The sequence below is a fragment of the Sphingomonas changbaiensis NBRC 104936 genome (genome assembly GCF_000974765.1).
GTDB classification, from domain to species: Bacteria; Pseudomonadota; Alphaproteobacteria; order Sphingomonadales; family Sphingomonadaceae; genus Sphingomonas_B; species Sphingomonas_B changbaiensis.
Genome location: NZ_BBWU01000045.1, coordinates 113,764 through 138,051, shown reverse-complemented (window position 1 = coordinate 138,051; position 24,288 = coordinate 113,764). Strand labels below are relative to the sequence as shown.

General features: G+C 68.1%; 23 protein-coding genes and 1 tRNA gene. 14 read left to right on the top strand and 10 right to left on the bottom strand.

Features of this window, described 5'->3' with window-relative positions; genetic code table 11:
• Positions 1 to 33: 33 nt before the first annotated feature.
• Positions 34 to 107 (bottom strand) — tRNA-Gly (locus SCH01S_RS12175).
• Between the two features lie 110 nt (positions 108 to 217).
• On the opposite strand from SCH01S_RS12175, the gene SCH01S_RS12170 reads away from it, so the two are divergent.
• Positions 218 to 1,156 carry a DUF5996 family protein gene (locus tag SCH01S_RS12170; protein ID WP_046349096.1) on the top strand — a complete coding sequence of 313 codons (939 nt, stop codon included), beginning with the start codon at positions 218 to 220 and terminating at the stop codon, positions 1,154 to 1,156.
• Positions 1,157 to 1,196: 40 nt separating this feature from the next.
• Positions 1,197 to 2,426, top strand: a complete 1,230-nt coding sequence (locus SCH01S_RS12165) for a threonine synthase (RefSeq protein WP_174436040.1) — start codon at positions 1,197 to 1,199, stop codon at positions 2,424 to 2,426.
• A gap of 26 nt (positions 2,427 to 2,452) precedes the next feature.
• On the opposite strand, the gene queE is transcribed toward SCH01S_RS12165, so the two are convergent.
• The 4 genes from queE to hemC are packed head-to-tail and all read right to left on the bottom strand — an operon-like array spanning position 2,453 to position 5,546.
• Positions 2,453 to 3,085: a 7-carboxy-7-deazaguanine synthase gene (gene queE, locus SCH01S_RS12160; protein WP_046349070.1), complete on the bottom strand. Its 633-nt coding sequence runs from the start codon at positions 3,083 to 3,085 to the stop codon at positions 2,453 to 2,455.
• A 10-nt stretch (positions 3,086 to 3,095) separates the two neighbouring features.
• Positions 3,096 to 3,974 (bottom strand): MICOS complex subunit MIC60, encoded by an 879-nt coding sequence (locus tag SCH01S_RS12155; RefSeq protein WP_046349069.1) that lies wholly within the window; start codon positions 3,972 to 3,974, stop codon positions 3,096 to 3,098.
• A 10-nt stretch (positions 3,975 to 3,984) separates the two neighbouring features.
• Positions 3,985 to 4,638, bottom strand: coding sequence for a uroporphyrinogen-III synthase (locus SCH01S_RS12150; RefSeq protein WP_046349068.1), 654 nt, complete (start codon positions 4,636 to 4,638; stop codon positions 3,985 to 3,987).
• Complete coding sequence (gene hemC / locus SCH01S_RS12145; RefSeq protein ID WP_046349067.1) at positions 4,635 to 5,546, bottom strand: hydroxymethylbilane synthase; 912 nt, start codon at positions 5,544 to 5,546, stop codon at positions 4,635 to 4,637. The genes SCH01S_RS12150 and hemC overlap by 4 nt, the downstream gene beginning before the upstream one ends.
• 167 nt (positions 5,547 to 5,713) lie before the next feature.
• Here hemC and tsaD point away from each other — a divergent pair, with 167 nt between their 5' ends.
• Positions 5,714 to 6,799, top strand: a complete 1,086-nt coding sequence (gene tsaD, locus SCH01S_RS12140) for a tRNA (adenosine(37)-N6)-threonylcarbamoyltransferase complex transferase subunit TsaD (protein ID WP_046349066.1) — start codon at positions 5,714 to 5,716, stop codon at positions 6,797 to 6,799.
• Positions 6,796 to 7,770 (top strand): NAD(P)H-dependent glycerol-3-phosphate dehydrogenase, encoded by a 975-nt coding sequence (locus SCH01S_RS12135; protein ID WP_046349094.1) that lies wholly within the window; start codon positions 6,796 to 6,798, stop codon positions 7,768 to 7,770. Before tsaD ends, SCH01S_RS12135 begins: the two co-directional genes overlap by 4 nt.
• Here SCH01S_RS12135 and SCH01S_RS16210 read toward each other — a convergent pair.
• Entirely contained in the window at positions 7,767 to 7,925 is a 159-nt protein-coding gene (locus SCH01S_RS16210) for a DUF1674 domain-containing protein (RefSeq protein WP_084689545.1), read from the bottom strand. The genes SCH01S_RS12135 and SCH01S_RS16210 overlap by 4 nt on opposite strands.
• A gap of 56 nt (positions 7,926 to 7,981) precedes the next feature.
• Between SCH01S_RS16210 and SCH01S_RS12130 the strand changes: the two genes are divergently transcribed.
• From SCH01S_RS12130 to purH, 4 genes are all read left to right on the top strand, one after another.
• The gene (locus SCH01S_RS12130; RefSeq protein WP_046349065.1) at positions 7,982 to 9,229 is read left to right on the top strand and encodes an RsmB/NOP family class I SAM-dependent RNA methyltransferase; all 1,248 of its coding nucleotides are present in this window, start codon (positions 7,982 to 7,984) and stop codon (positions 9,227 to 9,229) included.
• 64 nt (positions 9,230 to 9,293) lie between these two features.
• Positions 9,294 to 9,956, top strand: a complete 663-nt coding sequence (rpe, locus tag SCH01S_RS12125; protein WP_046349064.1) for a ribulose-phosphate 3-epimerase — start codon at positions 9,294 to 9,296, stop codon at positions 9,954 to 9,956.
• Complete coding sequence (locus SCH01S_RS12120; RefSeq protein ID WP_046349063.1) at positions 9,953 to 11,683, top strand: heparinase II/III family protein; 1,731 nt, start codon at positions 9,953 to 9,955, stop codon at positions 11,681 to 11,683. Before rpe ends, SCH01S_RS12120 begins: the two co-directional genes overlap by 4 nt.
• Positions 11,684 to 11,714: 31 nt before the next feature.
• Positions 11,715 to 13,280: a bifunctional phosphoribosylaminoimidazolecarboxamide formyltransferase/IMP cyclohydrolase gene (purH, locus tag SCH01S_RS12115; RefSeq protein WP_046349062.1), complete on the top strand. Its 1,566-nt coding sequence runs from the start codon at positions 11,715 to 11,717 to the stop codon at positions 13,278 to 13,280.
• Between the two features lie 12 nt (positions 13,281 to 13,292).
• Here the strand turns inward: purH and SCH01S_RS12110 are convergent, their stop codons facing one another.
• Positions 13,293 to 14,813 carry a lipopolysaccharide biosynthesis protein gene (locus tag SCH01S_RS12110; protein WP_046349061.1) on the bottom strand — a complete coding sequence of 507 codons (1,521 nt, stop codon included), beginning with the start codon at positions 14,811 to 14,813 and terminating at the stop codon, positions 13,293 to 13,295.
• Between the two features lie 41 nt (positions 14,814 to 14,854).
• A complete protein-coding gene (gene polA, locus SCH01S_RS12105) occupies positions 14,855 to 17,599 on the bottom strand; it encodes a DNA polymerase I (RefSeq protein ID WP_046349060.1) in 2,745 nt (914 codons plus the stop codon).
• 79 nt (positions 17,600 to 17,678) lie between these two features.
• On the opposite strand from polA, the gene SCH01S_RS12100 reads away from it, so the two are divergent.
• Together SCH01S_RS12100 and SCH01S_RS12095 are read left to right on the top strand one after the other, a co-directional pair.
• Positions 17,679 to 18,647 carry an MDR/zinc-dependent alcohol dehydrogenase-like family protein gene (locus SCH01S_RS12100; RefSeq protein ID WP_245612252.1) on the top strand — a complete coding sequence of 323 codons (969 nt, stop codon included), beginning with the start codon at positions 17,679 to 17,681 and terminating at the stop codon, positions 18,645 to 18,647.
• The gene (locus SCH01S_RS12095) at positions 18,647 to 19,618 is read left to right on the top strand and encodes a Gfo/Idh/MocA family protein (protein WP_046349058.1); all 972 of its coding nucleotides are present in this window, start codon (positions 18,647 to 18,649) and stop codon (positions 19,616 to 19,618) included. Before SCH01S_RS12100 ends, SCH01S_RS12095 begins: the two co-directional genes overlap by 1 nt.
• 91 nt (positions 19,619 to 19,709) lie before the next feature.
• Here SCH01S_RS12095 and SCH01S_RS12090 read toward each other — a convergent pair whose 3' ends face one another.
• Complete coding sequence (locus SCH01S_RS12090) at positions 19,710 to 20,504, bottom strand: agmatinase family protein (RefSeq protein ID WP_046349057.1); 795 nt, start codon at positions 20,502 to 20,504, stop codon at positions 19,710 to 19,712.
• The gene (locus SCH01S_RS12085; RefSeq protein ID WP_046349056.1) at positions 20,486 to 21,538 is read right to left on the bottom strand and encodes a hypothetical protein; all 1,053 of its coding nucleotides are present in this window, start codon (positions 21,536 to 21,538) and stop codon (positions 20,486 to 20,488) included. The genes SCH01S_RS12090 and SCH01S_RS12085 overlap by 19 nt, the downstream gene beginning before the upstream one ends.
• A gap of 165 nt (positions 21,539 to 21,703) precedes the next feature.
• Here SCH01S_RS12085 and SCH01S_RS12080 point away from each other — a divergent pair, with 165 nt between their 5' ends.
• The 4 genes from SCH01S_RS12080 (at position 21,704) to SCH01S_RS12065 (ending at position 24,274) form a co-directional block, all read left to right on the top strand.
• Positions 21,704 to 21,907, top strand: coding sequence for a hypothetical protein (locus tag SCH01S_RS12080; protein ID WP_046349055.1), 204 nt, complete (start codon positions 21,704 to 21,706; stop codon positions 21,905 to 21,907).
• Positions 21,908 to 21,942: 35 nt separating this feature from the next.
• On the top strand, positions 21,943 to 22,206 hold the full coding sequence (locus tag SCH01S_RS12075) for a hypothetical protein (RefSeq protein WP_046349054.1): 264 nt from the start codon (positions 21,943 to 21,945) through the stop codon (positions 22,204 to 22,206).
• A 102-nt stretch (positions 22,207 to 22,308) separates the two neighbouring features.
• Positions 22,309 to 23,508, top strand: a complete 1,200-nt coding sequence (locus SCH01S_RS12070) for a toxic anion resistance protein (RefSeq protein ID WP_046349053.1) — start codon at positions 22,309 to 22,311, stop codon at positions 23,506 to 23,508.
• Positions 23,509 to 23,584: 76 nt separating this feature from the next.
• Positions 23,585 to 24,274, top strand: a complete 690-nt coding sequence (locus tag SCH01S_RS12065; RefSeq protein WP_046349052.1) for a hypothetical protein — start codon at positions 23,585 to 23,587, stop codon at positions 24,272 to 24,274.
• Positions 24,275 to 24,288: the final 14 nt, after the last annotated feature.

The following is a 24,288-nucleotide window of genomic DNA, read 5'->3' as shown; positions in this document are numbered from 1 at the left end:
AGGTCACTCCAACCAACTTTATTGGTCGGCGACTGGAGCGGGTAACGGGGATCGAACCCGTATCACAAGCTTGGAAGGCTAGTGCTCTACCATTGAGCTATACCCGCTGAATGCGGCGGCCCAGTGCCACGACGGCGGCTTCGTCGTCAACATGGCGCCGAATCCGGGCGACGTTTTGTCGTCCGCATGCGACATTCGGGCTGAAAGGACGTGGCAGATGGATGGAGGCTGGCCCGAGCTCGATTTCGCCGATTGGCAAGACACGGCTGAAACCTTGCAGCTCTGGACGCAGATCGTCGGCAAGGTGCGGCTGGCGCTGACGCCGTGGCTCAACCATGGCTGGCAGGTGCCGCTCTACGTTTCCGCGCGCGGGCTCACGACATCGCTCATTCCGGCGGGCGCGCTGGCGGTTGATATCGAGTTCGACTTCATCGACCATCGGCTCGTCTGCCGCAGCAGCGGGGGCGACGTGCAGAGCTTCGCGCTTCGGCCGATACCAGTCGCCCAGTTCTACGACGAGGTAATGGCGGCACTGGCCGCGCTTGGCGTGGAAGTCTCAATCTACGCCGTGCCGAACGAGGTGGCGGATCCGATCCCTTTCCGGAAGGACGATGTCCACGCGAGCTACGACGCCGACGCCGCCCGGCGCTTCTGGCAGGCGCTTGTGCGCGTCGATCGCGTGCTCAGGTTGTTCCGCAGCGGCTTTATCGGCAAGGCGAGTCCGGTGCATCTCTTCTGGGGCAGCTTCGATCTGGCGGTGACGCGCTTCTCCGGCCGCAAGGCGCCGATGCATCCGGGCGGGGTGCCCGGTCTCCCCGACCGCGTCACCCGAGAAGCCTATTCGCACGAAGTCAGCAGCGCCGGGTTCTGGCCGGGCAATGGCGCCTTTCCCCACGCTGCCTTCTATTCCTACGCCTATCCGGAACCGCCCGCCTTCCGCGATCGGCCGATGCCGGGCGGCGCTGCGTACGACGAGACGCTCGGCGAATTCGTCTTGCGCTACGACGCCGTGAGACGCGCGCCGGAGCCCGAGGCGGTGCTGCTCGAGTTCCTTGAGGCCAGCTATGCCGCGGCGGCGGATTGCGGCCGCTGGGATCGTGCGGCCCTCGAATGCCCGCTGGGCCGTCCCGGCGTGCCGCGCCCGATTGGCGGCTGAGCCGCTTGCGAAGCCGGCACGGGCGCGTCAAAGCGACTCCATGCGTAGCGATGCAAACCTGACCGCCGAGCGGCCCACCTATGTCACCAATCTCGAATGCTCGGCGACCGGCGAGCATTACCCGGCCGACACGCTTCAGCAGCTGTCCCAAGCGGGCAAGCCGCTGCTGGTGCGCTATGACCTGGCGCGGATCGGGCGCGAGCTGTCCCGCGACGCGATCGAGTCGCGCCCGTCGGACATGTGGCGCTGGCGCGAGCTGCTGCCGGTGCGGCGCAAGGAGGACATCGTCAGCCTGGGCGAGATCGAGACGCCGCTGATCCCGATCCCGCGCTCGGGCGGGGCGAACGTGCTGGTCAAGGATGAAGGGCGGCTGCCGACCGGCTCGTTCAAGGCGCGCGGGCTGGTGATGGCCGTGTCGATGGCGAAGGCGCTGGGCGTCAAGCGGATCGCGATGCCGACCAACGGCAATGCCGGCGCTGCGCTCGCCGCCTATGCGAGCCGCTGCGGGATCGAGACGGTGATCCTTTGCCCCGAAGATACCCCCGAGGCCAATGTCCGCGAGATCGCGCTGCAGGGTGGGCGCGTGTGGCGCGTCAACGGGCTGATCGACGAATGCGGCGCGATCGTCGCCGAAGGCACGCGCCAGGGCCGCTGGTTCGACCTGTCGACCCTGAAGGAGCCGTACCGGATCGAGGGCAAGAAGACGATGGGGCTGGAGCTGGCGCTGCAGCTCGGCTGGAAGCTGCCCGACGCGATCTTCTATCCGACGGGCGGCGGCACCGGCCTGATCGGCATGTGGAAGGCGTTCGACGAGCTGGAGGCGCTGGGCTGGATCGGATCGGAGCGGCCGAAGATGTTCGCGGTGCAGGCGGCCGGCTGCGCGCCGATCGTCAAGGCGTTCGACGAGGGCACCGATCATGCCGAGCGCTGGGAGAATGCGCACACGGTTGCCGCCGGCATTCGCGTGCCCAAGGCCCTCGGCGATTTCCTGATCCTGAAGGCCGTTCGCGAGAGTGGCGGCGCCGCTCTCGCGGTCGAGGACGAGGCGACGCTGCAGGCCGTCGCGGATGCGGCGGGGCAGGACGGGCTGCTGCTCTGCCCCGAGGGCGGCGCAACGCTCGCGGCCTATCGCGAGGCACTCGCGGACGGCCTGGTCGGCGTGGACGACGAGGTCGTGCTGTTCAACTGCGCGACGGGCCTCAAATACCCGATGCCGCCTGTCGAAAACGACCTCGACCGTCATCAGCCGATCGATTTCGACGCGCTGTAACTCTCCCGGCCGGGAGGAGGCGCAAACTAACGGATCCCGATCACCTTGTGCGTCTGGACCGACAGGCGCCATTTGGGGTGGGCCATGCAATAGGCGATCGCGGCGGCGGTGTTTTCGGCCAGCGCGGGGCCGTCCATGGGCTGCAGCAGGAAGTGATCGAACGCCAGGTCGCTGAATCGCTCCGGCATCGCCGCAGCTTGCGGATAGACCAGCTTCAGCTCGTCGCCGCCGGCCACCGCGAGCGGCGCGTCGGCCTTGGGGCTGACGCAGAGCCAGTCGATACCGGGCGGCGGCGGACACGTGCCGTTGGTCTCGACTGCGATCTCGAAACCGCGGGCATGAAGCGCCTCGACCAGCGCAGGATCGACCTGGAGCAGCGGCTCGCCCCCGGTCAGCACGACCATCTTGCGGCCGCCGTCGCCCTGCCATTCGGCATCGACTGCGGCCGCCAACGCTTCAGCATCCCGGAACTTGCCGCCGCCGGTTCCATTGGTTCCGACGAAATCGGTGTCGCAGAAGGTGCAGACCGCCGCCCCTCGATCCTGCTCGCGGCCGGACCACAGGTTGCAGCCGGCGAAGCGGCAGAACACCGTGGCGCGCCCGGCATTCCGCCCCTCGCCCTGGAGCGTGTAGAAGATTTCCTTGACTGAATAGGCCATCGGCCCGCGATCACATGGTGGGAGGGGGTTCCGGCAGCAAGGGCGGCGGCGTGACCGGCGCACGCGGCGTCAGGATCGCGGCGGTCTCGATCACGTCGAGCGCCTGCCGCGCCTGGATGTAGAGCCGGGCGGCGCGCATCCAATTCTGGGCCTTTGCCCGGCCCGGCAGCCGCGCGACCTCGACCAGTGCCTTTTCGACCTGCCCCCCTTCGAGCAGCCGCCGCGCATGGCGCAGGCGTTCAGCAGGCACCGGCGAGGGCTGGCCCGCTTTGCGCACGACAACCAGGTTCGCAAGCTCCCCCTTCAGCGATGCCCACCAACCCTCCTCGCTGGTGCCGCTGGTCAGCGACGGCGCGAGATCGTCAAGGCCGAGCTGCAGCTCCTCGAGTGTGATCGGATCGCGCGACGCGGCGATCACCGTCGCGACCGCCTGCGGCTGGGTCGCTCCGAACCGTTCGCGCAGCTGCGCTTCGATATAGCCGAGGCCAAGGCCGCGTTCGAGCGCGCGGCGGGCGGCGAATGCGATCAGCAGGCCTTCGGCGCGCGCGGCATTGTCGCCCGCGGCATTGGCCCGCTCGGCGACCCGGTCGATCCGCGTCTCGATCTCGCCCACGCGCTGGCCGAGCGCCGCCGTGGCGTTGGGGTCCATTGAAGACGGGGGCGGTGCGGGGACCATCGGTGTCGTCTGGGCGACGCGCGCCGGTTGCGCCGGCGGCGCGCTCGCCGCGGCCGGCGTCGTCGTTCCGAGCAACCAATTGCGCGCGGTGTCCCAGCGCGACAGCAGCCAGCCGGCAAGCACCAGCCCTGCGACAAAGGCGATGAGGCCGATGACGATCGGCAGACGGCTTCGCGCCGGCCGGGTTTCGAGCGTGGTGTAGTCGGTGCTCATCCTGGCCGCATCATTGGCACAGCCGCGCGGCCGCCGCCAGCAGTGCGTCGTCGGTCGGCCGGTCCGCCACCACGCCTGCTTTCCAGCCCTCTCCTGCCGCGCAGATCACGGCATCGCTGATCGCCGCGATCCGGTGGCCAGGGCCGGCAAGTTCTCGGAAGCGCCGGGCTGCGCGCGCGGAATGAAGCAGGGCCACGGCGCCGTCCAGTAGCGCCGCGGCGAAAGCCGGCGGCGGAGCGACGGGCTCGGCCGCGTAGACAGTGCGCGTTTCGATCCGCAAGCCAGCCGGATCGAAAGCCGTGCGATGCTCGCCGGCCAGATGGAGCAGCGAGCGCACCCCGTTCGCAGCCGCGATCGGGACGAGCCCATCGATGTGTCCCGGGCCGGCGATTACCGACTCGAATCCTGCGGATCGCACCGCGGCTGCGGTCGCTTCTCCGACGGCATAGACGGGCGTTCTCCGGTCGAGCCGGTCATCCAGCGCGCCGGCGGCATTCGCGCTGGTGATCAGCAGCGCGTCGCAGGCCATTTTCGGCATGGTCCAGTCGCGCGGCACGATCCGGAAGAGCGGCGCGACAACCGCGCGGAGCCCTCGTTCCGCCGCGCGGGCGGCGGTCGCATCGGCACTTGGCTGCGGCCGAAGCACGAGGACCGGGCGGGTCATCCGCTGAAATGGGCGCGGAGCGTGGCGGAGGCGCGTTCCAGCAGCGCGGCCGCGAGCGTTGTGGCATCTTCCGGCGTGCCGATCAGTGCAGCGTCCTCCACCGATTCGCTGCCGTCGGGCGAAAGGATTTGGGCCTGCAGCCGCATTCCGCTCTCGGCCGGGATGGCCAGCGCCGCGACGGGTGACCCGCAGTCCGCGCCCAGTCGAGCCAGCAACGCGCGCTCGGCATGCACAGAGGCGCTGGTCGCCGCATCATCGATCGCCGCCAGCCACTCCCGCACCTCAAAGTCGTCGCGGCGTGCCTCGATGCCGACCGCGCCTTGCGCCGGCGCCGGCAGCATCGTCTCGATCGGGATCGGCACGCCGACATCGGCCCGACCAAGCCGGTCGAGCCCGGCAGCGGCGAGCAACGTCGCGTCCGCCTCGCCGAGATTGAGGCGGGACAGCCGCGTGTCGACATTGCCGCGGAACAGCACGATTTCCAGATCGGGCCGCAACCGCCGCAGCTGCGCGCTTCGTCGCGGTGAACTGGTGCCGACGCGGCCGTCCTTACGGATCGCATCGATCGACTCGGCCCCGATCAGCCGGTCGCGGACATCGGCGCGCGGCAGCATCGCCGCGATCACGATCTCGGCCGGGCGAATTGTCTCGACGTCCTTCATCGAGTGGACTGCAAAGTCGATCCGGCGGTCGTCAAGAGCCAGGTCGAGTTCCTTGGTCCAGAGCGCCTTGCCGCCGACTTCGGCAAGCGGACGATCCTGGATGCGATCGCCGCTGGTCTTGACCGGCACGATCTCGATTACCGTGTCGGGCCAGCCATGCGCGGCCTCAAGCGCGCGCTTCACCATATGCGCTTGCGTCAGCGCCAGCGGCGACCCGCGCGTGCCGAGGCGGAGAATGCGTTCCATGGGGGGCCGTCTAGCGTCGCTACTGACGTCCGCGAAGCGGAAAACCCAATTTGCTCGCACGAAGAGCACGAAGCACACAAAGAAGGCCCCTTCGTGTTCTTCGTGCTCTTCGTGCGAGATCAAAGCGGGATTTCCGCTTGCGCGGAATCGACGCTAGAGCGCGGGCAATGGCATTGATCCTGGGCATTGAATCGAGTTGCGACGAGACCGCCGCCGCGCTGGTGACGGACACGCGCGAGATCGTGGCGCATCGACTGGCGGGACAGGAGGCAGAGCACACGCCTTATGGCGGCGTCGTGCCGGAGATCGCCGCACGCGCGCATGTCGAGGCGCTGATGCCGCTGGTCGAGGGGGCACTCGCCGACGCCGGCAAGTCGCTGGACGACGCCGATGCGATCGCGGCGACCGCCGGGCCGGGGCTGATCGGGGGGGTGATGGTTGGTTTGGTCACCGCCAAGGCGTTGGCGCTCGCCGCGCACAAGCCGCTGATCGCGGTCAATCACCTTGAAGGCCATGCGCTCAGCCCGCGGCTCGCGTCGCCCGACCTCAAATTCCCCTATCTGCTGCTGCTTGTCTCCGGCGGTCACTGCCAGCTGCTGCTGGTCGAGGGCGTGGGCCGTTACCGGCGGCTCGCGACGACGATCGATGACGCTGCGGGGGAAGCGTTCGACAAGACCGCGAAGCTGCTCGGCCTCGGCTTTCCCGGCGGCCCGGCGGTCGAGCGAGCGGCGCGAAGCGGCGATCCGAAAGCCGTGCCGCTGCCCCGCCCGCTGGTCGGCACCGCCGATCCGCATTTCTCCTTCGCCGGACTGAAGAGCGCGGTCGGCCGCGCGCGCGATGCTGGCCGCTGGTCGAGCGAGGACATTTCCGCGTCCTTCCAACAGGCGGTGGTCGATTGCCTGGTGGACCGGACGAGAAGAGCCATCGAAGCCGTTCGTGTCGAGCGAAGTCGAGACACGCTTCTCGACTGCGCTCGAAGCGAACGGGGAGCGATTAGGGCGCTCGTCGTGGCCGGCGGCGTCGCGGCGAACGGCGCGATCCGCACTTCGCTCCAACAGCTGGCGGCCGAGCAGGGCCTGCCCTTTGTCGCGCCGCCCCTGTGGCTCTGCACCGACAATGCGGCGATGATCGCCTGGGCAGGCGCCGAACGCTTCGCGGCCGGGCTCACCGACCCGCTTGACACGCCGGCGCGCGCGCGGTGGCCGCTCGATCCGGATGCGGCGCCGGCGCGCGGCGCGGGAGTGAAGGCATGACGATCGGCGTGATCGGCGGCGGCGCCTGGGGCACCGCGCTTGCCCAGGTCGCAGCGGAAACCGAAGAGGTGCTGCTCTGGGCACGCGAGTCCGATGTGGTCGACGGCATCAACCGCGCGCGGGAGAACATCGTCTTCCTGCCCGGCGTGCCGCTGTCTCCGGCGATCCGCGCGACCGCGTCGCTCGCCGATTTGGCCAGCTGCTCGATCCTGCTCGTCGTGCCGCCCGCCCAGTATCTGCGCGCGCTGCTGGGGGAGCTGCCGCAAACGGACCGGCCGCTGATCCTGTGCTCGAAGGGATTGGAAGCAGGCACCCGCAAGCTGATGTCGGAAGTCGCGGCGGAAGCGCATCCGGATGCGCCCATCGCAGTGCTGTCGGGCCCGACCTTCGCCCACGAAGTCGCGGCACGACTGCCGGCCGCCGTCACGCTCGCCTGCCGGGACGAAGCGCGCGGCAGGCTGCTGGCGGAGGCGATCGCCCGCCCTTTTTTCCGCCCCTATCTGTCGACGGACGTGATCGGCGCGGAGATCGGCGGCGCGGTCAAGAACGTGCTCGCGATCGCGTGCGGGATCGTCGAGGGGCGCGGCCTCGGCCAGAACGCACGCGCGGCGCTGATCAGCCGCGGCTTTGCCGAGATGACGCGCTTCGGGCTTGCGAAAGGCGCGCGGGCGGAGACGCTGGCGGGCCTGTCGGGCCTGGGCGACCTCGTCCTCACCTGCTCGTCGGTCAGCTCGCGCAATTTCTCGCTGGGCGTTGGCATCGGCCAAGGCCGCGCGGCGGCGGACCTGCTCGCCGACCGCAAGTCGGTCGCGGAAGGCGCGTTCACCGCGCCGGTGCTGCAACAGGCGGCGCGCGAGGTGGGCGTGGACATGCCGGTGGTCGACGCTGTCTGCGCCCTGCTCGGCGGCGAGGCGGCCGTGGACGACGTGATCGGCGGCCTGCTGTCGCGGCCGATCCGGGCCGAGGCCTAAAAGTCGACCGCGATTCCCTTGAGCGCCCAATCGCCATAGCGGGTGGGGTCGAGGCCGAGGGGATCGTCCTCGCGCTTGACCGGCTCCGGCCGCGGCACGGGCGGGTTCGGGCTCAGATATTTGGGCGGCTTCACATGCGCGGGGCGCTGGCCCATCGGAACGGCTCCTTGTCTTGCAGGCCAGATGGGCGCAGGGAGCCGCGCGAACAAGCATGAAACCGCAAGCCTCCCCTCCCGGCGTCGACGCCCGCCGCGCGGCACTGCGCCTGCTCGACGCGGTATTGCGCCGTGGATTGCCGCTCGAAGCCGCGCTGGGCGGGGCTGCGGGCGATCTCGCCAAGCCCGAGGACCGCGGCCTCGCGCACGCGATCGCGGCCGAGACGCTCAGGCGCCTGCCCGACCTCGACGCGCTGATCGATTCGGCGACGCAGCAGCGGCTGCCGCCCGACGCGAAGGCGCGGTTTGCGCTGAGGATCGCGCTGGTCCAGGCGCTCGCGCTCGGCACGCCGCCGCATGCCGCGATCTCGACAGTGCTGCCGCTGGTCGACGGCGGCCCGCGGCGGCTGGTGCACGGCGTGTTCGGCGCGCTGATGCGGCGCAAGGTGACGCTCCCCGCCTCGCCGTCGCTGCCGCGCGGCGTTGCGGAGCGGTGGCTCACCGCCTGGGACCGCGACATGGTCGATGCCGCCCGGAGCGCCCTCGCCGCCCCTCCGCCGCTGGACCTCAGCTTTGCCGATGCCGACGCGGCGCAGGCCTTCGCGGGCGAGCATCTGGCCGACCGACACGCCCGCATCTTCACCCAGAGCCGGGTTGCCGAGCTGCCGGGCTTCGCGGAGGGGCAATGGTGGGTGCAGGACCTGGCCGCCTCGATTCCGGCCCGGCTGCTCGGACCCGGCGATGGCCGTGCCGTGCTCGACCTGTGCGCAGCGCCGGGCGGCAAGACGCTCCAGCTGGCGAGCGCCGGCTGGCGCGTGACTGCGGTGGACAGCTCGGCGAATCGCCTCGAACGACTGCGCGAGAACCTTCAGCGCACCCGCCTTTCTGCCGAGGTCATCGAAGCCGATGTGATGCAGTGGGAGCCGTCCGCCCCCGTGGACGCGATCCTGCTCGACGCGCCGTGCAGCGCGACCGGCATTTTCCGCCGCCACCCGGACGTGCTGTACCGCGTCCGCCCGAAGGTGATCGCCGAAATGGCCGAGCTGCAGCGCGCGATGCTGGCGCGCGCCTCCGGCTGGCTGAAGCCCGGCGGCACGCTCGTCTTCTCGACCTGCTCGCTGGAGCCGGACGAAGGCGAACTACATCTCGATCATGCGCCAGAGCTCACGCTCGATCCGGTCGCATCGGACGAACTGCCGGAGGGCATCGCGCCGCACCCGAGCGGCTATGTCCGCACCCTCCCAACCATGCTCGCCGACAAAGGCGCGCTCGACGGTTTCTTCATTGCGCGCTTCAAACGTTAGGGATTGTGGATAAAGGCGACCTCACGCTTCAAACGCGTGCGCGGAGCCACTAGGGCTAGTGTCCGTGCAAGCCTCGGTCCGCATCGCCCCGTCGATCCTCTCCGCCGATTTTGCGCGGCTGGGCGAGGAAGTCCGCGCGATCGACGACGCGGGCGCGGACTGGATCCATGTCGATGTGATGGACGGGCATTTCGTGCCCAACATCACGATCGGGCCGATGGTGGTGAAGGCGCTCCGCCCGCACACGACCAAGCCGTTCGACGTCCACCTGATGATCTCACCGATCGACGCCTATCTGGACGCGTTCGCGGAGGCCGGCGCGGACACGATCACGGTGCACCCGGAAGCCGGCCCGCACCTCCATCGCACGATTCAGCGCATCAAGAGCCTCGGCAAGCGCGCCGGCGTGTCGCTGAACCCCGCGACGCCGGCCAAGATGCTCGACTATGTGCTGGAAGAGATCGACCTGGTGCTGGTGATGAGCGTCAATCCCGGTTTCGGTGGCCAGAGCTTCATCGAAAGCCAACTCCGCAAGATCGAGGCGATCCGCAAGCAGATCGACAAGCTGGGCAAGCCGATCGACCTTGAGGTCGATGGCGGCATCGACCGCACGACCGCGCCGCGCGCGATCGCTGCCGGCGCCGACGTGCTCGTCGCCGGCACCGCGACGTTCAAGGGCGGCCCGTCCGCCTATGCCGAGAACATCAGAGCCTTGAGAGGGTCATGACCAAGCACGAGCCGATCGACCCGGGCGCGGATGGCATCGAGCAGGGCAAGCGGCTCATTCGCGTCGATACCGATCGCGGAATCTCGCTGTCGCAGCGCATCGCCGAAAGGCTACAGCGGCTGGCCTGGCGCACGCCGCTGCACAAATTGCGGCTGCGCGGCCGTTTTCCGCTGAAGCTGCTCGCGGCGCCCGACGATCCGGTGATCGGCGATCTGAAGGCCGGGCAGGCACTGCTGCAGGGTTGGATCACCTGGCGCGGCGAGCGGATCGCGATCCGCGAGCTGAACTTCGGTGCGCTTCAAGGCTCGCCGGGCATGGTCGAATATCTGCACAGCTTTGCCTGGCTGCGCGACCTGTCGACGGCCGGCACCCGTCAGCAGGGCGCGCCGGTCGCCGAAGCAATCATGAGCCGCTGGCTCGCCGCCCATGCCGAGCATGTCGGCGGCATCGTCTGGCGCGCGGACCTGTGGGGCAAACGCATCCTCTACTGGACCGCGCACGCGCCGCTGATCCTGTCGAGCCGCGATCTCGTCTATCGCTCTGTCGTGCTGAACACGCTTGCGCGCGGCGCCCGCCACCTCGACCGCGCTGCAGACAAGGCGCCGGAAGGGCTTGGCCGCGTCGCCGCCTGGGCCGGGCTGATCGCCGCCGGGCTGCTGATTCCGGGCGGCGATCCGCGCCGCGTTTTCGCGGAGGCCGGGCTGACGCGCGCGCTTGGCCAGACGTTCGGTGAGGATGGCGGGCTGATCTGCCGCTCCCCCGCGGCGCTGCTGGAAGCGATCGGGCTGCTGAGCCTCCTCCGCGCGGCCTATGATTCGCGACGCCAGGAAGTGCTTCCGGCGGTCGAGACGACGCTGGCACGCGCCGTGCCGGCCCTGCTCGGTGTCACGCACGGCGATGGCGGACTGGCGAGCTGGCAGGGTGGGCTGCCGTTCGATCAAGGGCGCATCGAGGCGGTTGTCGAAGCTTCGGGCGTTCGCGCGCGCCCGCTGCGGCAGGCGCGGCAGTGGGGGTATCAGCGCCTTGCCGGCGGCGCGACCGTGATCTCGATGGACGCTGCGCCCCCGCCGGCATCGCGTGCGGCGAGCGGCGGTTGCGCGTCGACGCTGGCTTTTGAAATGTCGGACGGATCGCACCGGCTGGTCGTCAGCTGTGGCGGGGCGCGCAATCCCGGCGCGATGCTGCCCGCGCAGCTTGCCGACGCGCTCCGTGCGACTGCCGCCCATTCGACGCTGATCGTCGCCGATGCGAACTCGACCGCCGTGCATCCGGACGGGAGCCTAGGCCGCGGCGTAGTCGAAGTGGAGATTGACCGGCAGGAGCTCGAATCGGGCAGCCGGATCGAGGCGAGCCATGACGGCTATGTCCGCCGCTACGGCTTGCTCCACCGCCGCCAGCTCGCGCTCAGCGTCGACGGGCGCCAGCTTTCGGGCGAGGACATGCTGCTCCCCGCCGGCCGCCGCAAGCGCGCGGCGCCGTTCGCGATCCGCTTCCATCTGGCGCCGGAGGTCGAAGTGACGCTCACCGCCGACAGCCAGGGTGCCCTGCTCCGGATCGATGACGGCCCGCTGTGGCAATTCCGCTGCAAGGGCGGCGTGCTCGGCACCGAGGAAAGCCTGTGGGTCGACGGCACCGGCCGCCCGCGCGAGACGCAGCAGCTGGTGATTTCCGCCGAATCTCCGCCGGGGGGCGCAAGCGTCAGCTGGCTGTTCAAGCGGGCGGGTTAACAAGCCGGGAGCGCGCCGCTAAGGCGCGCCCATGACCGATATCCCCATTCGCCGCGCGCTTCTTTCCGTTTCCGACAAGACCGGCCTGGCCGAACTCGGCCGGGCGCTCGCCGCTAAGGGGGTCGAACTGGTCTCAACCGGCGGCACGGCGAAGGCGCTTCGCGATGCGGGGCTGGAGGTTCGCGACATTTCCGACCTGACTGGCTTTCCGGAGATGATGGACGGGCGCGTGAAGACGCTGCACCCGAACGTGCACGGCGGGCTGCTCGGCGTACGCGACAATCCCGAGCATGTCGCGGCGATGGACGCGCATGGCATCGGCGCAATCGACCTGGTCGTGGTGAACCTCTACCCGTTCGCTCAGACCGTCGCGCGCGGTGCCGGGCGCGATGAAGTGATCGAGAATATCGACATTGGCGGCCCGTCCATGGTGCGATCGGCTGCCAAGAACCACGCGTTCGTCGCGATCGTCACCGATCCGGCCGATTATGAAGTGGTTGCCAGGGGTTCGACCAGTCTCGACGAACGCAAGCAGCTTGCCGCCAAGGCGTTCGCGCTGACCGCGCAGTATGACGCGACGATCGCCTCCTGGTTCGCCTTTGCCGACCAGGGGCAGATGTTCCCAGACACGCTGTCGGTGCCGCTGAAGCGCGGGCAGGAGCTGCGCTATGGCGAGAACCCGCATCAGAAGGCGGCGCTGTACCTGCCGGCCGGTCCGTCGGCGCGCGGCGTCGCTCAGGCCGAGCAGCTGCAGGGCAAGGAACTCAGCTATAACAATTTCAACGATGCCGACGCGGCCCTGGAGCTGGTCGCGGAATTCCGTGATGGCCCGCCGACCGTCGTCATCGTCAAGCACGCGAACCCCTGCGGCGTCGCGACCGGCGAAACCTTGCTGGAGGCCTATAAGGCCGCATTCGCCTGCGATACCGTCTCCGCGTTTGGCGGTATCATCGCCTGCAACCGGCCGCTGGACGGCGCGACGGCGGAGGCGATCACCGAGATCTTCACCGAAGTGGTGGTCGCGCCCGGTGCGGACGAGGCAGCGCGGGCGGCCTTCGCGCGCAAGAAGAACCTCCGCCTGCTTCTCTGCGGCGAACTGCCCGACCCGAAGCGGCCGGGCCTGATGCTGAAGAGCATCGCGGGCGGGATGCTGGTCCAGTCGCGCGATAATGGTGCGATCGGCGAGCTGACAGTCGTGACGAAGCGGCAGCCGACCGAGCAGGAGCTCGCCGATTGCCGGTTCGCCTGGACCGTCGCCAAGCACGTCAAGTCCAACGCGATCGTCTATGCCAGGGACGGCGCGACGGCGGGCATTGGCGCCGGGCAGATGAACCGGCTCGAATCGGCCCGAATTGCGGCATGGAAGGCGAAGGACGCAGCCGAGAAGGCCGGCTGGCCGCAGCCGCGCACGATTGGATCAGCGGTCGCGTCAGACGCCTTCTTCCCCTTCGCCGACGGCCTGCTGGCTGCTGTCGAAGCCGGCGCGACGGCGGTGATCCAGCCGGGCGGCTCGATCCGCGACGCGGACGTGATCGCAGCGGCCGACGAGGCGGGGCTGGCGATGGTCTTCACCGGCATCCGGCATTTCCGGCACTGAGCCAGGCTTATATCACCGCGCCTGCCGCGCCTCTCCCGGTGCGGGCAGCGTCGGCTTTTCGCCGTTCTTCAGCCGGAACAGCACCCGGTCTTCCCTGGTGAAGCCCTTCATCCAGATCACCGCGCCGTAGCTGAGCAGGATCGCCGGCATGCCGATCAGCAGCTCGCTCCATTCGGGAATGTGGGTTGCCAGATAGCCGACGACTGTGCCCGCAGCGACCGCCCAGACAAGCGCCCAGCGCCACGGAGAGACCGGCGCGTCGAGCAGCTTCGACAACAGCCGCGCCTTCATCACCGCCGCGAAGCCCAGCGCGAGGGGAAGCGCGATCGCGGGCCCGACCGCCTGCACGTTTGGCGGCAAACCAGCCTCGCGCATGCCGATGATCAGCGCGAAGCTGAGGGCAATCTGGATCGCGATCGTCGCGAGCGAGATCATCAGGTTGCGGTGGCGCGCCACATAGACCAGCGCCGATTCCGAGACGACCGCGGTTGCCGCCACGACCTCGGCGATCATCAGGAACGCGAGCGCGCCGGTGCCGCTGACGAATTGCGGGCCGGCCAAGCCCATCACCGCTTCGCCAGGAATCGTGAGCGCGAGCGCGATGCCCGCCTGGGCAGCGATGATCCAGAAACCGACCTGCCGCACCTGCGCTGCAACCGCGGCCTTGTCGCCCTCGGCCAGGCTTTGCGTGATCACCGGGCCAAGGATCGGATCGAAGCTGGTCTTCAACTTTTGCGGCAAGGTCGCGATCTGCTGCGCGACCCAGTAGATGCCGACCGTTGCCGGCGGGAAGAACAGGCCGATGATCGCGCGGTCCACGTTGCGCGTCGCCCACTCAATCGCGTCGGCTGCGGCAAGCGGGGCGTTGCGACGGGCAAGGCCGAAGAGCGCGATCGGGCGGGGCGACCAGCCGCGCGGCCAGCCATAGCTCCGGACCAGCGGGATGATCGACGCGACGAGCGCCGCGATCAGCGACAGCACGTAGGACAGGATCAGCCCGTCCCTGGTCGAGTAGAAATAGAGCGCGCCGGCCGCGATGCTGATCGTCCAGGGCTCGATCACCGCCCGGGCACGCACGGTCGCGGCGACATTGTGGCGGTAGGCGAGCGCCGCCAGCGAAACATCGGACCAGGCCAGGGCGAAGATCGTCAGCGGCAACAGGCGGTCGAGGCCGTTGACGCCGCTGTTCGGAAACATCAGTTCGGGGACAGCCGCCAGGATTGCGGCCGCAATCGCTGAGGCCGCGCCAGCGACCAGCAGCCCGTCCCAGACCACGCAGACGTGCGGCCGTTCGGTCGATGACAGCTGCTGGGCGAGCCCGCGCTTCAGCCCCAAAGTCGCAAGCTGGGCCGCGAATTCGATGACCAGGATCGCATAAGCAAAGCGGCCGAGCGCCGCCGGCCCGTACATGCGTCCCGCAATGAACAGGAACGGGATTCGCGCCGCCAGTCGCAGCAGGAAGCCGAGCATGTTCGTGCGGCCGCCCTTGGCAAGGTCTGCGATATCGCTGGCCGGCGCGTCGGTTTCCCCCATTGGGCCGTGCTTAGACAGGTTCGTGCCCAGTGCCCATAACCTTAGTGAGCAGCGCCCCAGCTCGCGCCGTGGCCGATCTCCACCCCCAGCGGAACGCTGAGCTTGACCGCCGGCTCCGCGGCCGACGCCATGACGTCGCGAATGACAGTGCTTGCCGCCTCGGCATCACGTTCCGGCAGCTCGAACACGAGCTCGTCATGCACCTGGAGAAGCATGCGCACGTGCGGCAGACCGGCCCTTTCGAGCGCCGGCCCCATCTTCACCATCGCGCGCTTGATGATATCGGCGCTGGTGCCCTGGATCGGCGCATTGATCGCGGCGCGCTCGGCGCCCTGGCGCTCGTGCTGGACCTTGGATTTGATGCGCGGGAAATGTGTCCTCCGCCCGAACAGGGTGGTCGTATAGCCGCGCTCGCGCACCGTCGTCAGCGTTTCGGCTATGTAGCGGTTGATGCCGGGGAAGCGTTCGAAATAGCGGTCGATCATCACCTGCGCTTCTTCGACGGTTACGCTCAGCCGGCCGGCCAGGCCCCAGCGCGAGATGCCGTAGAGGATCGCGAAGTTGATGGTCTTCGCACGCCCGCGTGTGTCACGGTTGACCTCGCCGAACAGCTCGGTCGCGGTGAGCGCGTGAATATCCTCGCCGGCAGCGAACGCGGCGCGGAGCTGCGGCACGTCTGCCATGTGCGCTGCGATGCGCAGTTCGATCTGGCTATAGTCGGCCGACAGGATGACGTTGCCCGGCTCCGCGACAAAGGCGTCGCGAATCTGCCGGCCGGTCTCGGTGCGGATCGGGATGTTCTGAAGATTGGGCTCGGTCGATGACAGGCGCCCGGTCTGCGCGCCGGTCAATGAATAACAGGTATGGACGCGGCCCGTTTCCGGGCTGATTTCCTGCTGCAGCGCGTCGGTGTAGGTCGATTTGAGCTTGGTCAGCTGCCGCCAGTCGAGCACGCGCCGGGCAACCTCGACCCCCTCGGCCGCCAGCCGCTCCAGCTCGTTCACGTCGGTCGAATAGACGCCCGACTTGCCCTTGCGGCCGCCCTTCAGCCCCATCTGCTCGAAGAGAATGTCGCCCAGCTGCTTCGGGCTGCCGATCGTGAAGGGCGTGCCGACAATAGCGAAAATGTCGGCCTCGATAGCGCCGATCTGCTGGGCGAAATCGCCGGATAGGCGCGACAGATATCCACGGTCGACCTTGATGCCCGCCCGCTCCATCGCGCCCACGACAGGGATCAGCGGCCGGTCGACGCGTTCATAGACGTTCGTCGCGCCGTCGGCGGACAGGCGCGGTTTCAGCCGGCGCCAGAGGCGCAGCGTCACGTCCGCATCCTCGGCGGCGTAGCGGGTCGCGGAATTCAGGTCGACCTGATGAAAGCCGAGCTGGTTCTTGCCGGTGCCGACCACGTCCTTGAACGCGATGCAGCTGTGATTGAGGTGCGTGGCCGCCAACTCGTCCATGCCGTGGCCGTGTAGACCCGCGTCGAGATCGAAGCTGATGACGATCGTATCGTCGTACGGCGCGATGCGGACGCCGTGGCGCGCAAGCACGCACATATCGAATTTGATGTTGTGCCCGATCTTCAGGACCGCCGGATTTTCCAGCAGCGGTTTCAGCTTCGCGACCGCCGTGTCGAACGGGATCTGGGCCGGAAAGTCCCCGCCCAGCAGGTCTCCGCCGCCATGGCCGAGCGGGATGTAGCAGGCCTTGTTCGGCTCCAGCGCCAGGCTGACGCCGACCAGTCCGGCGTGCATCTGGTCCTTGCTGTCGGTCTCGGTATCGACGGCGACGAAGCCCTGCGCCGTTGCCGCGGCGATCCAGCGGTCGAGCGCTTCGACCGTCAACACCGTCTCATACCCGTCATGGTCGCAGGGCGGATCGGGCGGCAGCTCGATGCTCGATTCGGCTTCGGGCACCTCGTCCGCGACCTGGCCGAGACGCATCAGCAGCGACTTGAAACCGTGATGCTCCAGGAACGCACGCAGTGGCGGTTCGGGAATGCCCTGCAGCTCCATTTCCTCGAGCGGATGGCCGAGCGGCACATCGCATTTGAGTTTCACCAGCTCGCGAGACAGCCGTGCCTTTTCGGCGTGCTCGATCAGGTTATCGCGCAATTTGCCTGGCTTCATCGACGGCGCGGCGGCCAGCACCGCCTCCACGTCGCCATGTTCCGCGATCAGCTTCGACGCGGTCTTCGGGCCGACGCCGGGCACGCCGGGCACATTGTCGACGCTATCGCCCATCAGCGCGAGCACTTCGCCGAGCTGACCGGGCGGCACGCCGAATTTCTCGATCACTGCCTCGGCGCCGAGCCGGCGATTGTTCATCGTGTCGTAGAGGTCGAGCCCCGGCTCGATCAGCTGCATCAGGTCCTTGTCGGAGCTGACGATCGTCACCTGCCACCCCTGCGCCAGCGCCGCCTTCGTATAGGACGCGATCAGGTCGTCCGCTTCGACGCCCGGTTCTTCCAGGCACGGCAGCGAGAAAGCACGGGTGGCATCCCGGATCATCGGGAATTGCGGCACCAGATCTTCGGGGGGCGGGGGACGGTGGGCTTTGTACTGGTCGTACATGTCGTTGCGGAACGACTTGGCCGAGTGGTCGAAGATGACCGCCAGGTGCGTCGGCCCGTCGGCCTTGTTGAGCTCCTCGGCCAGCTTCCACAGCATCGTCGTGTAGCCGTAGACGGCGCCGACCGGCTCGCCATGCTTGTTCGTCAGCGGCGGCAGCCGGTGATAGGCGCGGAAGATGTAGCCGGATCCGTCGACCAGATAGAGATGAGGCATGGGCTGCGAGATAGCGACTGCTCGGAACTCACGCCAGCCGCCTGATGTTTCAGGATCGGAACAGAAGCGGGAGTTGAGCTTGCAAGCGAACACCATGCGCGCCGCGGTGCTGACCGGGCCGGGGCGAATCGAAGTCGAACGAGCGCCGATGCCCGAGCCCGGACCGGGGCAGGTGCGGGTCAAGCTGCAGGGCTGCGGCGTCTGCGCGTCGAACCTGACGCCCTGGGCAGGGCCCGACTGGATGGAGTTCCCGACCAAGCCCGGCGACCTTGGCCATGAAGGCTGGGGCACGATCGACGCGGTCGGCGATGGCGTGACGGGGCTGTCGGTCGGCGACCGCGTCGCGGCGCTCTCCTACAAAAGCTACGCTGAGTATGACGTGGCCGAGGCCGATGCCGTGGTGAAGCTGCCGCCCGAGCTGGCCGATGCTCCGTTTCCCGGCGAACCGCTCGGCTGCGCGTTTAATATATTCCGGCGCGCGGACATTCATGCCGGACAAACGGTCGCGATCGTCGGCATCGGCTTCCTTGGCGCGCTGCTGACACGGCTCGCGACGGACGCCGGCGCGCGCGTGATCGCGATTTCCCGCCGCGAGGAATCGCTGCAGGTCGCGCGCGACATGGGCGCGGCCGAGACGATCCAGATGCACGACCACCAGGCGATCATCGAGCGCGTGAAAGAGCTGACCGGCGGTAAATTCTGCGAACGGACAATCGAGGCGGTCGGCAAGCAATGGCCGCTCGACCTTGCCGCCGAGCTGACCGCCGAACGCGGCAAATTGATCGTCGCCGGCTACCACCAGGATGGGCCGCGGCAGGTCAATATGTGGCTGTGGAACTGGCGCGGGATCGACGTGATCAACGCGCATGAGCGCGATCCGCAGGCCTATATCGCCGGCATTCGCGAGGCGGTGGACGCGGTCGCGTCCGGACGGCTCGATCCGTCGAAGCTTTACACGCACCGCTACCCGCTCGACCGGCTTGGCGAGGCGCTCGACGCGACCCGCGACCGCCCCGGCAATTTCATCAAGGCGTTGGTGACGTTCTGATGCGGGTGGGATTCCTGGGGACCGGCTGGATCGGCCGGCACCGGATGCAGGCGATGATCGAGACAGGCGCGATCGAGGCCGTTGCTTACGCCGATCCGTCGGACGAGATGGCGGCGGAAGCGGCGCAGCTTGCCCCGCGCGGGAAGCGAGTCGACGGTCTCGATGGACTGCTGAACGAGGGGCTGGACGGGATCGTCATCGCCACGCCCAGCGCACTCCATGCCGAGCAATCGATCCGGGCGCTGGATTCAGGTGTGGCGGTTTTCTGCCAGAAGCCGCTCGGCCGCACCGCCGCCGAAGTCCGCGCGGTGGTGGAGGCGGCGCGAAACGCGGACCGGCTGCTCGGCCTCGACCTCTCCTATCGCCACACCGAAGCGATGCGCCGCATCCGCGCGCTCGTGCAGGGGGGTGAACTTGGCCGGGTGAGCGCGGTCGATCTCGTCTTTCACAATGCCTATGGCCCGGGGAAAAGCTGGTTCTTTGATCCCGCCCAATCCGGCGGCGGCTGCGTGATCGATCTTGGCGTGCACCTTGTCGATCTCGCGCTGTGGGCGCTCGACTTTCCGGACGTTGCGGACGTGCAGGCGCGCCTGCTGGCGAAAGGGCGACCGCTCGGCCCCGGCGAGTGCGAGGATTATGCAGTGGCGACGCTCACGCTTGCCGATGGGCGCGTCATCACCCTCGCCTGCTCCTGGAACCTACCGGCCGGACGCGATGCGATCATCACTGCCAGCTTCTACGGCGAAGGCCAGGGCGCCGGCTTTCGCAACGAGAACGGGTCCTTCTTCGACTTCACCGCCGAACGCTGGCGCGGCACCGCGACCGAAGTGCTGGCCAGCCCGCCCGATGATTGGGGCGGCCGGGCCGCGGCCGACTGGGCGCGGCGGCTGGCTGCGGGCGAGCGGTTTTCGGCTGACGCCGAGCGGTTTGTCGACGTGGCCGACGTGCTGGATCGGATTTATGGGCGCTAATCAAAACACCCGTTTGCTTCGAGCGCAGTCGAGAAGCGGTTGGCTCTGAGCTAGCGTTTCTCGACTGCGCTCGAAACGAACGGGTTAGGGGTTACCCGGCGGCCAGGCCGCACAGTTCCTTGACCAGCTTGGCTGCGACTGCTGCGGTCATGCCGTTGATGTCGCGATCGGGATTGAGCTCGACCACATCGGCGCCGACCAGCGGCCCCCGCACCCGCGCGAGCACGTCGAGCAGCTGGCGCACCGTCAGTCCGCCGGGTTCGTGGTGCGACACGCCCGGCGCGCAGGCCGGGTCGAGGCCGTCGAGGTCGATCGAAGCGTAAAGCGGCCCCGGCGGGACCGGCACGGCGCCAGCGGAAAAGTCGCGCATCGGCACGATCTCGACGCCGAAGCGTCGCGCCTGCTCGCGCTGATGCGCATTCAGTGTGCGGATGCCGACCTGGACCAGCCGTGTCGCCAGCCCCTCTTCCATGATCCGCGCGAACGGCGAGGCATGCGAACGGCGGTTGCCGCCGAGCTCGTCATACAGGTCCGGGTGCGCATCGAAGTGGAGGATGTTGACCGGCCCGTGCACCGCCGCGATCCCGCGCAGCACGGGATAGGTGATGGCATGATCGCCGCCGAGCAGGATCGGCACCGCGCCCTCCGCGCAGGCGCAGCGGACCGCTTCTTCGATTCTCGCATCGTCGGCTGCACTCTCGTCGAGCGGCAGATCGCCTGAATCCTCGACGGCGATATCGGCCACCAGCTCCGGTCCACGCTCGGTGGCGAGATTGCCCATGTCGGAGAACAGGGCCGCGCGGATATGCGCCGGCGCCCCGGCGGGGCCGCGGAGGAAGCTCGAATTGATGTCGGTCGGAAGGCCGATCAGGCGGACGCTGCGCATTCCCTCTGCTCGCCGACCCAGGCCGGCGCGTCCACCCCGAAATGACGGACGAGCGCCGCGAACTCGCGACGATAGGCGCGCTGAAAGTCGCGCAGCCTCGCCTCTCGACCGGGCGGCACCGTGTAGCCGGCGTGCTGGAGGCGCTTGATTGCAAGAGCGATATCCTCGTCGCTCAGCTCAGGCTCCTCTCGTGGATCAAGCCGAAACGCGCGACATAATTCGCGGATCGCGCGCGTGCCGCTGGCATGAAGCAGGCGGGCATTGCCGGTCGGCGCGTCATCGACCATCGCCAGCGTGACCGACGCCGCATCGAGCACCGCACCGAGGGAGGTCAGCCAGTCGATGACCCCTTTGTCCGACCGGAAATAGGCAAGCACGGGGTGCGCGGCATGGGTGTAGAGCAGCATCGACGCCCAATCCTCCCATCGATCGAAGAGTCGCGGCAGGCCACCATTCGCATCGAGCTCGCGGGTGGTGACGAGCAGCGCGATGCCCGACGGCGGCGTGCCTGCCCGGCTCGCCAGCTTCAGCACCAGCGCGTCCCGATCGCGCAGCGCGGTCTGGATCTGGACGGTGAAGGACAAAGTCAGCGTGATGATCTGAAGCCCGCACAGCCCCGACCAGACGACCAGCGGACGCGCCCAGCCCCCGGCCGACTGACTGCTCAACCCCAATGTCATCATCGCCGAGCCGATCTGGAACGCGGCATCACCGAAACTCCAGATCGCCGGCACGAACGACGCTCTCAAGGCCCAAGCGGCAAGGCTGAGGCCCAGCAGTGTCAGCGTGATCCAAACGAGCAGCACGCTCAGCAGGAGCATTGCGCCGAACACGCTGTCCATGCGTGGATGAGGCTTGCCGGTGGCGTATTTCAGCGCCGCGCGCCAGGAGCGGAACAGCATCGTGCGCAACAGCCGCGACACGTTGATCGGGCCCGCCACGCGGCCCGGCACCACGACGGTCGCGAACACGTCGAACAAGGTCGCCGCGGTGATCGCCAACCCGCCCACCAGCGCCAGCGCGTTCCATATCATGCCTGGCCCAACGCGCGGAAAGCCGTCCGGCTCAATCACGAGACATTAACCTTGTTCCGCCAAAAAGGCTCGGCTCGCCGCAAATCGGCCCGTGCCTGCCTTGCGGGTGGGTCGGCTGCCGCGTAGGGCAAATCCATCCAGAGTCCGGGGGGGATTCACGGCAAGATGTTTGAAATCGCAGCCTTTACTTACGGTGTCCTGGCCAGTTTCGTGCTCGCCAGCATCAGCAGCAACAAACGCGCGAACCGCGAGAATCCGCGGATCGTGACGTTGTTCGGCTGGGGCCTGATGGCCTTTTCGCTGACTTTGTCGCTGCTGCTGTCCGGCTGGGTCATGTACAGCACCATCGGCGGCGGATTCGCACTTTAAGGCAACTCGGCTCGCCCCGCTGCGTTCAGCGGGACATGAGATACGCTGCTCCCGCGCTCGCGCTGCTGGTTCTCGCCGCTTGTTCCGGCAGTTCGACAAACCGTTCATCGGCCGATGCTCAGGCTGACGCGCTCGACAATGCCGCCGACCAGAGCACGCCCAAGGCGGCGGCAGTGCTTGAAAACCGGGCCGATGCAATCCGTGAGAACGGCGCCACCGGCGCTCCCGGCCAGCCTGGCTCCTCCACCCAGCAGGCGATGAATGCGGCGGCCGCGGCGCAGAGCAATTCGAGCCGATAAGCCGTATTATCGACATAAAACACGCACGTGATGCCGAAACCCGCTTGAACCGCGACCGCGCGCGTCTAATCTCCGAACCCGCAAGGGGCAGGAGACGAATTAATGGCCACCACCGCCACGACCACTGTCGAAGAGAGCGGGCTTGTTCTGACGCCGCCCGACCCCGTCGCTGCCGTCGCTCCGGAAAAGGCCGCCGGCCTGGTCCCGCTCGAAGACAAGCAGAAGACGGAACTCGAGAAGCGCGTCGACCAGTTCGTCGACGATCTGATCGCGCAGGACGTGAACAGCCCGGAGTTCGGCAAGCGCGTCGATTCGATCACCGCCCTTGGCCAAAAGGAAATCCGCGCCGCAGCGGGTGAGAGCAATCGCTTTCTCGACCGGCCGGTGCGCGCGATGGACCAGGAAACCGGCGTCGGCACCGACCTCGCCGAGCTGCGCCGCACGATCGAGGATCTCGACCCTTCGTCAAAGGGCGATCTGTTCACCAAGCGGCGGCTGTTCGGCATCATCCCGTTCGGGTCGAAGCTGCGCAATTATTTCGACAGCTATCAGTCCGCCCAGGGCCATATCGCGGCGATCCTGGGCCGCCTTGCTAAAGGCAAGGACGAGCTGCTGATGGACAATGCGGCGATCTCGGTCGAGCGGCAGAAGCTCTGGGCCGCGATGGGGCGGCTCGAGCAGATGATCCATATGTCCAAGGCCCTGGACGAGAAGCTGGAAGACAAAGCCAACGAGCTGGACGCGACCGACCCGGCCAAGGCGAAGGCGGTGCGCGAGAGCGCGTTGTTCTATGTCCGGCAGAGAACCCAGGACCTGCTGACCCAGATGGCGGTGACGGTGCAGGGCTATCTGGCGCTCGACCTCGTGAAGAAGAACAATGTCGAGCTGATCAAGGGCGTCGATCGCGCGTCCACCACCACGGTTTCCGCGCTCCGTACGGCGGTGACGGTCGCGCAGGCGCTGACCAGCCAGAAGCTGGTGCTGGAGCAGATCACCGCGCTCAACACCACGACGGCGAACATCATCGATTCGACCGGCAAGCTGCTGAAGACGCAGACCGCGCGAATTCACGAGCAGGCCGCGTCCTCGACAATCCCGCTGGAAGTGCTGAGCCGTGCGTTCCAGAACGTCTATGACACGATGGATTCGATCGACACCTTCAAAGTGAAGGCGCTGGAATCGATGAAGACCACGGTCAATGCCCTGACCAACGAGGTCGAAAAGTCGCGCGGCTATATCGCGCGAGCCGAAGGCGCCGAGCAGAGCCAGAGCTCGCCGCTGCAGGCGCTCGATGTCGGCTAAACCTGCTGCCGTTCGGTTCGAGCCTGTCGAGAACCGCTTCTCGACTTCGCTCGAAGCGAACGGGTATTGGTAGCCCATGATCGACTCCGACCTCATCATCTCCAAGGCCGAAGAGCTGATCCGCCGCGCATCACCCGAAGGACGCGCGGCGGCGCGGCGCAGGCGGGAGCGGCGCAAGCAGCGGGCGGTCCGCATGATGCGGCGCATGTTCCTGCTGACGCTCGCGATCCTGGTCGCGGCGGTCGCGTGGGGGCTGATCATCGGCCCGATCGGCGGCACCGGCGTGATGGCGGTGGCGCTGGGCATCGTGCTCTCCTGGGTCGGCACGATCCTGTTCACCGCCGAGCCGGAAGCGCGGGCCGAGCAGCTGCCGCAAGTGCCGTTGAAGGCGCTGCCGAACCGCACCGAACAGTGGCTGGACACGCAGCGCCCGGCCCTTCCTGCGCCCGCCAACCGGCTGATCGATCAGATCGGCGTGCGGCTGGACGGCCTCGCGCCGTGCGTCCAGCATCTCGACGAGCGCGAGCCGGCGGCAATGGAAGTGCGCCGGCTGGTGGGCGAGGAATTGCCCGAGCTCGTCCGTGGCTACCAACGCGTCCCGCAACAGCTCCGCCGGCAGGGACCGGACGCGCAGCTCGTCGAAGGGCTGCGCGTGGTCGAAAGCGAGCTCGCACGGATGACGCAGCAGCTGGCGAGCGGCGACCTCGACAAGCTCGCCACCCAGGGCAAGTATCTTGAGCTCAAATACAGAGGCGCGGAGGAGTGAAGCGCCGCTAGCGA

Coding starts and splice junctions, on each gene's coding strand:
- SCH01S_RS12170 (WP_046349096.1), top strand. CDS start 218: ATGGATGGAGGCTGGCCCGAGCTCGATTTCGCCGATTGGCAAGACACG.
- tsaD (WP_046349066.1), top strand. CDS start 5,714: ATGGCATTGATCCTGGGCATTGAATCGAGTTGCGACGAGACCGCCGCC.
- polA (WP_046349060.1), bottom strand. CDS start 17,599: ATGCCTCATCTCTATCTGGTCGACGGATCCGGCTACATCTTCCGCGCC.
- hemC (WP_046349067.1), bottom strand. CDS start 5,546: ATGGAACGCATTCTCCGCCTCGGCACGCGCGGGTCGCCGCTGGCGCTG.
- SCH01S_RS12135 (WP_046349094.1), top strand. CDS start 6,796: ATGACGATCGGCGTGATCGGCGGCGGCGCCTGGGGCACCGCGCTTGCC.
- SCH01S_RS12110 (WP_046349061.1), bottom strand. CDS start 14,813: ATGGGGGAAACCGACGCGCCGGCCAGCGATATCGCAGACCTTGCCAAG.
- SCH01S_RS12165 (WP_174436040.1), top strand. CDS start 1,197: ATGCGTAGCGATGCAAACCTGACCGCCGAGCGGCCCACCTATGTCACC.
- SCH01S_RS12155 (WP_046349069.1), bottom strand. CDS start 3,974: ATGAGCACCGACTACACCACGCTCGAAACCCGGCCGGCGCGAAGCCGT.
- SCH01S_RS12090 (WP_046349057.1), bottom strand. CDS start 20,504: ATGCGCAGCGTCCGCCTGATCGGCCTTCCGACCGACATCAATTCGAGC.
- SCH01S_RS16210 (WP_084689545.1), bottom strand. CDS start 7,925: ATGGGCCAGCGCCCCGCGCATGTGAAGCCGCCCAAATATCTGAGCCCG.
- SCH01S_RS12075 (WP_046349054.1), top strand. CDS start 21,943: ATGAGATACGCTGCTCCCGCGCTCGCGCTGCTGGTTCTCGCCGCTTGT.
- SCH01S_RS12130 (WP_046349065.1), top strand. CDS start 7,982: ATGAAACCGCAAGCCTCCCCTCCCGGCGTCGACGCCCGCCGCGCGGCA.
- SCH01S_RS12070 (WP_046349053.1), top strand. CDS start 22,309: ATGGCCACCACCGCCACGACCACTGTCGAAGAGAGCGGGCTTGTTCTG.
- SCH01S_RS12085 (WP_046349056.1), bottom strand. CDS start 21,538: ATGATATGGAACGCGCTGGCGCTGGTGGGCGGGTTGGCGATCACCGCG.
- SCH01S_RS12095 (WP_046349058.1), top strand. CDS start 18,647: ATGCGGGTGGGATTCCTGGGGACCGGCTGGATCGGCCGGCACCGGATG.
- SCH01S_RS12120 (WP_046349063.1), top strand. CDS start 9,953: ATGACCAAGCACGAGCCGATCGACCCGGGCGCGGATGGCATCGAGCAG.
- purH (WP_046349062.1), top strand. CDS start 11,715: ATGACCGATATCCCCATTCGCCGCGCGCTTCTTTCCGTTTCCGACAAG.
- SCH01S_RS12080 (WP_046349055.1), top strand. CDS start 21,704: ATGTTTGAAATCGCAGCCTTTACTTACGGTGTCCTGGCCAGTTTCGTG.
- queE (WP_046349070.1), bottom strand. CDS start 3,085: ATGGCCTATTCAGTCAAGGAAATCTTCTACACGCTCCAGGGCGAGGGG.
- SCH01S_RS12150 (WP_046349068.1), bottom strand. CDS start 4,638: ATGACCCGCCCGGTCCTCGTGCTTCGGCCGCAGCCAAGTGCCGATGCG.
- SCH01S_RS12065 (WP_046349052.1), top strand. CDS start 23,585: ATGATCGACTCCGACCTCATCATCTCCAAGGCCGAAGAGCTGATCCGC.